General features: G+C 65.4%; 4 protein-coding genes. 1 reads left to right on the top strand and 3 read right to left on the bottom strand.

What is annotated here, in order from left to right; genetic code table 11:
- Positions 1-1,010, top strand: a 1,010-nt coding sequence (locus tag B4E97_RS05005; protein ID WP_286958933.1) for an EcsC family protein, incomplete at its 5' end; no start/stop codon positions are given.
- On the opposite strand, the gene B4E97_RS05000 is transcribed toward B4E97_RS05005, so the two are convergent.
- The 3 genes from B4E97_RS05000 to B4E97_RS04990 are packed head-to-tail and all read right to left on the bottom strand — an operon-like array spanning position 988 to position 7,908.
- Complete coding sequence (locus B4E97_RS05000; RefSeq protein WP_286958932.1) at positions 988-2,766, bottom strand: DUF262 domain-containing protein; 1,779 nt, start codon at positions 2,764-2,766, stop codon at positions 988-990. The two genes, B4E97_RS05005 and B4E97_RS05000, sit on opposite strands and share 23 nt — an antisense overlap.
- Complete coding sequence (locus tag B4E97_RS04995) at positions 2,763-3,437, bottom strand: hypothetical protein (RefSeq protein ID WP_286958931.1); 675 nt, start codon at positions 3,435-3,437, stop codon at positions 2,763-2,765. The genes B4E97_RS05000 and B4E97_RS04995 overlap by 4 nt, the downstream gene beginning before the upstream one ends.
- Positions 3,430-7,908 (bottom strand): class I SAM-dependent DNA methyltransferase, encoded by a 4,479-nt coding sequence (locus tag B4E97_RS04990; protein ID WP_286958930.1) that lies wholly within the window; start codon positions 7,906-7,908, stop codon positions 3,430-3,432. The genes B4E97_RS04995 and B4E97_RS04990 overlap by 8 nt, the downstream gene beginning before the upstream one ends.
- Positions 7,909-8,135 lie beyond the last annotated feature (227 nt).

The following is an 8,135-nucleotide window of genomic DNA, read 5'->3' as shown; positions in this document are numbered from 1 at the left end:
CATCGGTGGATCGAGGCTTAGGGTTGCCGCTGGAGATGTCGGCGTACGAACGTCAGCGCTGGATCGAGCTTATGGCCCACTGGGAGAGGAAAGGTCGAACCCGATCCATCGTGCCAGGACGAATGCGCGAGGCCTGGATTGATGGTCGGCAATCCGTCGGGGAAGCGGGCGCCCGCGCAGGGCGCGCGATGGGCGACCGGCTACCGCAGAAGGCCACGGATCTGGCGACGACGGCCGCAATCGCGAGCCTCGGCCCCCTCCTGACTGCGGCCGCCCACACTCTTGAGCTGGTCAACGACTGGGTGCTGGAGCTCTGCGACCCCGAGCCGGTACTGCGCTATCACCGTGACCAGGGATACAACGTTAAGGCACTAGCGGACCTGCATGCACTGGATCTGCAGGTCCTGGACGCCTACACGCGCCTGACGGCCCTGCGATGGCGCACCATTGGGGGCGTCGAGGGAGCGGGGCTCGGAGCCCTGGCGATGATCCCGGTGCCCGGAGTGGGAAGCGCCGCCGCCATCGGTTTGGATCTGCTGGCTATGCAGGTCCTCACCGGCGCCCTGGCTACGCGCGTCTGCTACGCCTATGGCATCGATGTCCAGGATCCCCAGATGCGGCCCGTCGTGGAGCGCATGGTCGCGAGGTCCTACCGCGACCAGGCGGGAAAGGCTGCGGTCATGAGTCAGGCTGGGGCGGCCATGACGGCGTCGGCGGGGCGGGTCAACTGGAGTGACCAGTTGCGCAAGAACCACCAGCTCATGGCAGCCCTCGAGAAGCTGATGCAGAACGCCACCCGATCCGCGCGAGTGCCTGTCCAGACTGTGCGCATGGGACTGCCGTTCGTGTCCGTTGTCGCAGGTGCGGGCACGAACCAGTACGTCCTCGGCGACACCGCGAACCAGGCCCGCCAGTATGCCGCAACGCTCCATTTGGCAAGCAAATATGGGCTCGCCATGCCGAGCACACTGACAGGCGATGAAGGTGTCACATTAGGGGGAAGCGCTTGATAACTTGGTCTGCCAACTGATCGGTCCGCTCGTCGATGTCTTGAGCTGTCCACCTCTCCTTCGTCGACAGTTCGGCATTGAGTGAGAGGCCGTTGCGGTAACCAATGGGCCTCCCCTTGCTGTCGCGACGGTCCCGCTTCTCTACAAAAGACTTGTTGCCCAGATTGCTGTTGTAGGCCGTGATGGTGAGGTTCCCGAGCCTGTGCCGCTGCTCCTCCTGCACCCTCCCAGCCAATTGGCCACCGCCTAGCATCTCCTGCCACGCAGCGGGCAGGTTCTCGCCTTGCGGCAGGATGTGCTCAATCGTCCAGACGAAGTGGTTCTTTTCCTGACGCCAGAGGTCCACCTCGGTCTCCTTGGTCATGGCGTCCTCAGCCAGCGTGGCGAGAATGAATCGCGCGACGTCGGTGCTCTCCTCGTAGATACGCCCCGTCAGTCGCGCGCGGAAGTCTTTGTCCGAGGCTGAGGCGTCGACGAGTCGCTGACGCACGGCCACGACAACACCTTCGCCGCGCGCCTCGCGCACAGCGTCGATCGTGTCCATGAACAGCTTCGCCAGGGCGTAGGTCTGGGGATAGCCAGTCAGGTTGCGCCGAACGAAAAAACTGACCAGTTGATGCACCACGTCTTCGATGTGGCTGTCCGTGAGCTCCAGCTCCTCGCGCTTGGACATCAGCCACATCAAGAGGACATAGGACGGCGCACCCTGCGCCCGCATGAGCCCTTGGAATGCCCGATCGAGGGCGGTCGGGCGGTCAAGCTCGAGAACGCAGTTGATTCGCCCGTAGACCTTGCTGGCCGCGACCAGCGCTGCAACGACCGAGCCAAGCTCCTGGCCCAGAACTGTCTCATAGATCCTAATCAAGTTAGATTTCGTCGCGACTGTTGCGTTCGCGACGTCAGGGAGCTCTGCCTTGAAGGCGTTGAAATAGTGACGAAGGAAGCGCTCCTGGATTGCATAATTGTCCCCAAGGCTGTTCAGCATCTCGTTCCAGTGCCTGAACGCCTCGTCGACATCCATGACGCCCTTCTTTTCAGACTGGGCGAGCAGGTGATTCTTAATCAAGTCGACAGGTGAGAGTGGCATACCCCTGTTATTCAACGACTCGAAAAGCACAAAGGCGTCTGCATGGCTCGCGACCACGATCTTTACAATCACCGCCTTCATCGCTGCCTCATGCACCTGGAGGGCGGCCTTCGGCTCGGTCACCCCATCCGTCTCGGCGAGCTTGACGATGGCTGACCGGAAGAACTGATAGCACTTCGCGATCCTCCGGCTGGGATAATATGGACGCCATTCTCCTTGGATAGGGAGACTGGCATCTTCAAGAACCTTACGATAGTCAGCCAGGTTTTGGCCCTGCTGTTGCGGCGTCACTCGAAGTTGCCCATCCGCCTTGCGCACCAGTTGACGTCCGAGGTTTGTGACGTCGGTGCGCGTGTCGTCGTCGAGCGTGTCGATGTGCTCCTTGAGCACGGAGTGAACCGCTGCAAGTAGCAGGGTGAGCGTCGTGAGGCGCTGTTGACCGTCGATGACCTGGAGGATGTTCCCTTCCAGTGAGTCAGTCGTCTGATCGAGGGTGATGATGGTCCCCAGGAAGTGCGCGCCGTCTGCCTCGATGAGATCTTCGAAGAGGTCCTCCCACTGGGCCTTCTGCCATGAGTATTCTCGCTGGTAGGCGGGAACCCGGTACAGGATATTGCCGTCGTGACTGAATAGCATGTGCACCGGGTACTGGTTTGCCGATGTAATCATCTGAGCCCCTTCGATTTATCAATGTCTTCCGACGCTGGAGTCACTGCAAAGGTGCGGCCGTCGCGGTACACCAATGTGATCCCCAGGGACCGGAGAAGTGCCACTAGATCATCGCTGGGCCGGGACGGCAGCAGGATGACCGGCGTCGCGGACAGGCCCGCCGACGTGGCGAGGTGGCAGTAGTCGAGGACCTGGCCGATGGCCATCCGGACATATTCACGGTCGGTGGAGCGCTTAGCTTCGACGATCCAGCCGCGATCGGGCACGAACAGGTCCGGGTGCACCACGCCGTCCGACGAAGACAGTGGGAGGAGCGCAGGAGGTGTCCCGCCCAACGTCAGCCAGTCGGCGAAGGCCCCTTGAAGGGCGAACTCGTCGCGGGTGACGACCCGGGCGCCCTCGTCCCCCTTTGGAAGCTCGTAGACCACATCCGACACAGCCGGAGGCGTCCACGGGCGAGCAACCGGTGAGGTGATGCCCGGCCCCTCAGCCTCCCCATCCACGTAGCCGAGGCTGACCAACCTGGCCACGATGGCAGCTTCTTGCCCCTCATCGAGGAACCATCGGCTGCCGTCGGGGACTGGGCGAAACATCTTGCGCAGGTGGTTGCGTACCGTCAGCGGAGGGACACTGAAGCGCTCGGCGATGTCACGGGGTGTTACCTCAGACATCCGAAGCCTCCGCCCCGGCGAGGCGACGCTCGAACTCGGCGTAAGCCGTGCGGAAGTCGGCCTCGCGGTCGAGGATCCCGAACGGCAGCTCGTAGGTGTAGGCGATCCCGCTGCCCGGGTGCACCGCCGTGCGATCCTCGGCGGTCATCTGCGTGTCGTCCTGGGGCTCGCCGCGCTTGCGCCACAGGGCGAGCACCTGGTTGGGGACGAGCCGGCCGTTGCGGTCGTACGTGTACTCCCGGTGGTCGTAGCCGTAGAGCACCGCGAACTGCGTCCGGTAGATCGTGCACAGGTCGTCCACCGGCACCCCGAGCATGAGGGCGACGAGCGCGTCGATCTCCACCTGCGCATTGCGCCGGTCCACCGAGCGCCGCAGGGGCGTGTCGGCGGACCACTGCGGCCCGATGGGCCGCTCGTCATGCCGCGGCAAGATCGAGTCGTATGACGAGAAGCCCGCCTCCCAGCACTCCGCCCACAGATCGGCATAAGCCTCCGTCACGCAATTCAGCCGCAGCGCCCGCACGAGAAGGTCGCCAATCAGCAGATGGTCCAGCGGCACCAGCGGCAGCCGGTTGATGGTACTTCCGTGGATGTCGTTCTTGGGCGCTGAACGCAAAGAGAAGTCGCTGAGCAGCGTCGACATCACGCCTTGGGCAATGATGAGATACCGGATCTTGCCCGTGGGTAGGCCGGCGGAGGTCACGGGGTGTACGTGCGCAGCGCCCGGCGGAACGATTGCCGGGGTCAGAGTCCTCTCGCCCGTGTTGGCAGCCATCCGGCGCCAGGCGACGCGGTAGTGGTCGCGGGCCGCGACGATGTCCTCGTTGCCCTGGTCGTCGGTGACGCGCCAGTGCGTGTAACTGCGGTCGTACAGATCGCGGTCGCCCGCCGGCTTGTACGCCGTCACCGGCTTCGCGTCGACAGCAAGCGCCTCGAAGTCGGTTGACGCCCAATCCTGGTTGTTCTTCAGCGTTGGATTCGGCGACTTATAGAGCGGCGTGGAGACGTGGATGTGGGGCCCTTGGAGAATGGCATCCCGCCACTCCACCTGGCCCCACCGCGAGACGAACCGCCCCTTCTCGCGATCGGCGCGCTCGTGCCACCCTGACGAGAACTGCAGACCCAGTTCCCGGAGTCGGGGCGACCGTGACAGGGTCGCCAGCGTGCGGGCGGCGGCCGAGTTCACGATATACACCATGGGCGTACTGGCCGCCGCGTCTGCGCCAAGCACGTCCTTCCAGAGGCGAAGCGTGTTGGACGTGACCGTCTGAATGCGGCCACTGTGGGGCCGTACGTCCCAGCGGCCCTCTGAATCCTTGAGTCCGGGCTCATCGCCCGAGCCATCGTGGTTCCGCGAGCGATCAACCGTGTCTGGGTGGTATAGGGAGGTGGCGTGCAGGAACGCTGGATCTTGCTGCCCGCCGTAGACATTGACGCCGTAACTATTGTGGTGGTCGATGTCGAACAGAACGAGTTCGTTGATGAACTGCCAATGTCTGCGCAGATGTCGATAAGTCAGCGCGCGCAGCCGCGACGCCTTATCGTCCGTGAAATGGGACTCCATATGGATTAGGGCAGACATGCCTCTCGGAGAGGCGTGAGTCCAGACCTGGCACATGAAGGCCCGATAGAGATCCGGTTGACCGGCGAGGATGGGATAAAGTGTCAAATCGCCAAGCATCTCGCCGAGTACCGCAACCTCGCTGCTGCCGTCGACAACGGTTCGCCAGGTGTTGCCGATACCGAGGGTCGCCCCACGCCGTTCTGCCTTGGCGGCCTCCGACGGCTTGAGGGCCAGCGCCCACCACGGGTCGCCCTCGGCAAGCAGAGACTCGACGTCGACGGTGGGCCGGACCCAGGGCGGGTTTCCGACCTGCAGGTCGAAGCCGCCGCGGGCGAAGACGGTGGCGAACTGCAGCTCCCAGTGGAAGAACGCCTGCGCCTCGGCCACGCGTTCGCAGACGGCGATCCAGGGGTGTCGCTCGCGGGCGGCGGCAACGGGTTGGGCGGTCGCCATACCGAGCTCGAGCTCCTCGGCGACATTGAGCGCGTCCCAGTCGCTGGCCGACGTGAAGCTCTGGTTGTGCTGCGCCCTGGCGCGGGCGTCGTGCCGGCCGAGGATGTCCTCGCAGGCGTCGAGCCACTCACCGAACGAGGGCGGGGCGGTCTCGAACTCCGTCAGCGGCCAGTACCAGAGCGCGCACCAGGCGTCCATGACGAGCTTTAGCCGCCGATAGGCGCCGTCGGGGTCGGCCAGGGACTCCTCGATCTGGGCGCGCGTGACCGCGTGGCCCTCGGCCGACGCTGGGCGGCCCCAGAGGTCGATGGCCCGGCTGGACTCCGCCTCCGCGATGCGCAGCCGCCGCAGCGTGATCCCCCACAGCTTCTCGACGCGGATCGCGAGCGCCTGAAGCCGCTTGAGCTGGGCGACGGTGGGTTTGGCGCGGACGCCCTTGCGCCAGGTCTTGAGGCGGGTGAGCTGGGAGTCGGGGAGGAGGTCACGGACTGATTTCGGCACCTCCACGGCTGAGCCCCAGCCTTTGGCGGGCAGCAGGAAGTGGTGCACCCGCGTGCTCAGGACGCCGAGGTCGAGCTCGTCGCCGCGGTCGACGGCCGCAGCGAGCCCGACGAGAGTCTCGTCCAGGGGTGGCTCGGTCAGCCAGGTCTTGTCCTTGATCATCCGCTCCGGATAGAGCGCGCGCCGCGCCCCGACCAGGGAGTTGCCCCGACGCAGCCGCAGGCCGAACCACGGCGCCTGGAGCCCCGCGACCATGGTGTCCAGCCACAGCGACACCTCGGCGAGCTCGACGGCGGTGGCGTTGAGGTCGACGCCATACGCCTGGTGCAGGGCGATGTAGGCCTTGACCTTCTGGACCTCCTGGGGACGTCGGTCCGGGTCGACCTTCTCCCCGAGCTCCGCCTCCCGGCGAGAGACATACTCCTCGGCGAGCTGACGCACCGCCTCGATCGCGAAGGCCCCCGACCCGAGAGCCGGCTCACAGATCGTCAGGCCCAGGACCTCCTCGGCGGTCGTGGTGTGGCCGTTCTGGTCCAACAGCTCCTCAAGTGCCTGCTGCACGGTGAACTTCGTGAGCACCTCAGGGGTGTAGTACGACGCGGAACGCTGCCGGTCCCTCCCCGACAGGCGGAAGACGAACTCGCCCTGCCGATAGGTCACCGGTTCCATCTCCCCGGTGTCCTCGTTGGCCCGCCGCACGAAGTGCTCCCCGTCCAGGTGGTCCGAGCGCGTGATGGGGACAACCCACGAGCCCTTGCTGGGATCGCCATCGCGCGCCACCTCGTAAAGGTCCTCGCTGGCGAACGACCCGGTGTAAGACATGAGTCCCTCGTAGACGGCCCCGAGCTGATTGATACCGAGCTCGACATAGGAGATGAAGCCCCGCTGCTGCTTGCCCTGCTCCCTGCTGAGAAGCAGCTTGCGCAGCACCTTCAGGAGGGCGTCGTTGCCGAGCCGGACCTCGTCGATATGACGGGTCTTTTCCGGCAGGAAGAGGTCGGCGCTCAAGCCGTTGAACGTCAGTCCGTCATCCGTTCCCTCCGGCCCGGCGGGCGTGTGCCCCTCGTTGACCAGACGGAACAACGTCTCAAGAGAGTGATAGAGGTGCGTGCCACGGCGGCTACGGTCCTCGTGGATCTCGGTGAGCGCCAGATCCCGGAGCCGGTCGAGACCGTAGCCCGCGTCATACTCGCTCGCCCCCACCGGAAGCACCCCCAGCTCGGGAGACGCCTCCGCGTAGAGGAGGAAGAGGATGCGGTAGAGATACCGCAGACACTGCTTGGCGAGCTCGTTCGCCTGGTCGTCGGGTAAGGGGTCCAGTCCCTGGTCCCGGCGACGCTTCACGACCTCGTTGGCGATGATCTCGATCGACGTGCGCACACCCTCCTGCAGGTCCTTGCTCACCCCCACGGTGTGCTTGACCGAGGACTCCAAGGTCTCGCGCCACCACACGCCACCGGCCGCGTCCGGCGCCAGCGACTGTGCATCGATGCAGATCAGCGCTCGATCGATCTCGCCACCCTTGCGGGTGTCATTGCGCTCGGCCACGAGCTGCAGGTCGATGGCCAGCCACCGACCCTCCGGCCAACGCTCCTTCTCCGCGACCAGAGCCCACCTCCCCGCGAGGACCAGGGCGTACGACGGCCCCTCCGCCTCCGTCATCAAGGTCGACAAGGCGGACGCCACCGACACGACAGGATCCTGGTCCTCCCGCTCCCACGGCTGCAGCAGGGTCCGGGCCGGGACTGTCCCACCCCCATCGGACCCGGCGTTCTTGGCCACGAGCTCCTCGACCGCCGCGACTGGACGACCCTTCAGGATTACCAGCGGCGCGTGAAGGACCTCGTCGACCAGCTCGGCGTCAGGCGATGACACCCCGACAAGCGGACCGTCCTCGACGAGCCGCCACTGACCGGTGCGATAGCCGAGCACGTCGAGCAGCCAGTCCGCCACATCCCTGACGCCATCCTCATCGACCGCTGCGTGGCCCCCCGGACCACTGTCGTCGCCGTCGATGGCGCCGCTGAGGGCAACCAGGGCCCGCTCCAGCTCGCCGCGCCGGCTGAGGAATCGCGACCGAGTGGTGGCCTCCTCGGCCGCGTCCCATGCCTTGCGTCGATCCAGAACGCGAGCCTGGAAGGACTCCTTGGTGGCGTCGGTTGAACCGCCCCGGGTTCAGT

The sequence above is a fragment of the Arsenicicoccus sp. UBA7492 genome (genome assembly GCF_002479615.1).
Taxonomy (GTDB): Bacteria; Actinomycetota; Actinomycetes; order Actinomycetales; family Dermatophilaceae; genus Arsenicicoccus; species Arsenicicoccus bolidensis.
Note: the sequence above shows the minus strand (reverse complement) of the source record. Positions and strands in the feature narration are given on the sequence as shown.